This is a genomic window from Thermogutta sp. (assembly GCF_014359955.1).
In the GTDB taxonomy this organism is placed as follows: domain Bacteria; phylum Planctomycetota; class Planctomycetia; order Pirellulales; family Thermoguttaceae; genus Thermogutta.
This window is the reverse complement of record NZ_JACIYL010000727.1, coordinates 1-2,247: the sequence shown is the minus strand read 5'-3', so window position 1 is coordinate 2,247 and position 2,247 is coordinate 1. Positions and strand designations below refer to the sequence as shown.

The window sequence follows — 2,247 nt, the reverse complement described above, 5'->3', positions numbered from 1 at the left end:
AATAAGCGGATTCTCGCTCGCCCGACGAAGCACCGACACAATTTCCCGGTAATACCATAGAGTTCCCTCCCGCCCGCCGCGGAAGTGCTGCCAGATTTCCGGCCCGTACTGACGCAGGACCACGAGGAGGTTGTTGACGTTGTCCCACTTATCCGCCGCCACCACGAGTCGTACGGCCGAACTGGCCTCCGCCAAGCGGTGCAGGAACCGCTCTTTTCGTTCCCGCCAGGGTGGTTTGGGAAACTGGGTTGTGTCGCTGCATTCCCGCACAATTTCCAGCACCCGCAGGCCGAAACGCTGCTCAATCTCTTCCGCCAAACCGGGTCGGTTTTGATCTTCCAAAGCATCGTGCAGCAACCCTGCGATGGCCTCGTCTTCTGTTCCTCCATATTCAAGGACGAGACCGCACACGCGCAACAGATGCCCCACATACGGGGTTTCCGTGACATTTCGAACCTGGTGCCTGTGCACACTGACGGCAAACCGCAGGGCTTCGTCGAAACGGGAAGTAAGTTCCAGCATCGTATGCCGAAGTCTTTCGCTCACCAAAAACAATCAGACGCCACAAGGAAAAATGGTGGTTGTGGACAAACGTGCAAGCTGGTTGTCACCGCTATTTACGGGGCACCACCTTCGTAAACGCTGAACTCCGCCCAAACGGGCAGGTGCTGTGCCACCTGTTGTGCCTGGGCGGCAGTCAGGCGATATTGCCGCATCAGATCAACGACACCAAATCGACCCGTGTATTCCACGGTGGCCCTTCCGTCGAAGGCGATATTGGTACTGCTCTCCGTGCCCGATATGTTGGTGGGAAGGCCCGGGTTGACACAGACCACATCCGGGTTTCGCAAGGCGACTTTGAGTTCTCGATCTCCACATGCGAAAAAACCAGCCAGCAGCACGTCATCTTCCCCGCGTCCATCGTCCCGCACTGCCCGAAAGACGTCGTCCAGCAGTGACATTTCCTCTTCGACGGCAAATGGATCCACATGGACGCTGACCAGAGAAAAGGTGAACGCCTGTTCTGGTGGCACGCCCCTTGCCCGAAAAGCAGCCGTCAGGGGGACGCGTCGGAACCGCGGTCCCAGCGACTCAATCATGCGAACCGTGCTGCGATCTACTTCCACCGCCCGCATGTCAAAAATGATGACGCTTCCTCGGGGCAGTCCCAGGCGAAGCGGTTCGGGGACCGTCACGTAACTGAAGGGCTGATCTCCCTCCCGCACAGTATCCATCAGCGCCGCCATGACGGCCCGCTCACGAAGGTCCACGCCCTGGAGCACCGTGATGTCGAACTGTCGGACGACTCCAGCAATGGCCCGCAGGATGCCGGGCTCTGACGCCTTGACCATATCCAGGGGAGTGACGTCCCACACGGCGATGCGAAACGTTTTCTGCACCTTGGCCGGCGGAAGCTCGGGGACCAAAGGATCGGAGGGCATTTCTTCCTTCTTTTGACCGGTTGGCCAGCCAGTTGGCAGACGAAATTGTTGAAGCCGCGGAATGAGCAACCAGGCCGCGGCAATTCCTCCCAGTAGTAAGATCAACGAGTACAATCTCGGCATCGGTGTGTCCGAGGACCTCGCCCGAAAATATTTCTACGTTGGTGGCCTGCCAGTCACGACACGCATCCCAGCCCGGGCAGGAAAAGGCAACGAAAATCCCAGCGCATAATTGGCCCGGGCCCCTTGCGCAGGCATCGGTCGAACGCAGATCGGCCGTGCAAAAAAAAAACTCCCGACGGCAGTTCCCCCACAACTGCACCGAGTCCTCAAGGGTGCAAACTTTCACTCGGGGAGCGCTCGGGGAGATTCCGGCCGCACCGCGGGAGGGGGAGGTTTCCCTCGGAAAAAGCAATTCCTTCTCTTCTCTTCGAAAAAGCAATTTCTTCTCTCCTCTTCTGAAAAAGCGCTTCCGTTGCCAGGGGCGCTCTCGCCACCCACTTCGGTGTGGGGATCCAAGGGAATCAAATCAACGGGGTCCTTGGCTCTTGCCCCTTGTCACCCGCTCCGCCGCCCGATTCAGCAGGTCCGTAACCCCCTTCAACAGTTTCATGAACCCCCCGCCGGGGCATCTCTATTCGTGAGAATGAGTACTACAGCGCAGCTTTACCTGGACGCCACAATACACCCACCACATGTTGTGCTGGCATGAGTGCTGTGGCCGCAAGGTGCTGCGCCGCTCCCATAATCCTGCGCTGTGGTATTAGGGGACATTTCTATTCATGGCTAATAGCGGAGCGAATCG

Annotated in this window: 2 protein-coding genes; both read right to left on the bottom strand. The window is 58.3% G+C overall.

Annotated features, from left to right (window positions below; genetic code table 11):
- On the bottom strand, positions 1-546 hold a 546-nt coding region (locus H5U08_RS16350; protein ID WP_297035481.1), incomplete at its 3' end, for an HD domain-containing protein.
- A gap of 71 nt (positions 547-617) precedes the next feature.
- The gene (locus tag H5U08_RS16345) at positions 618-1,565 is read right to left on the bottom strand and encodes a hypothetical protein (protein WP_297035478.1); all 948 of its coding nucleotides are present in this window, start codon (positions 1,563-1,565) and stop codon (positions 618-620) included.
- Positions 1,566-2,247: the final 682 nt, after the last annotated feature.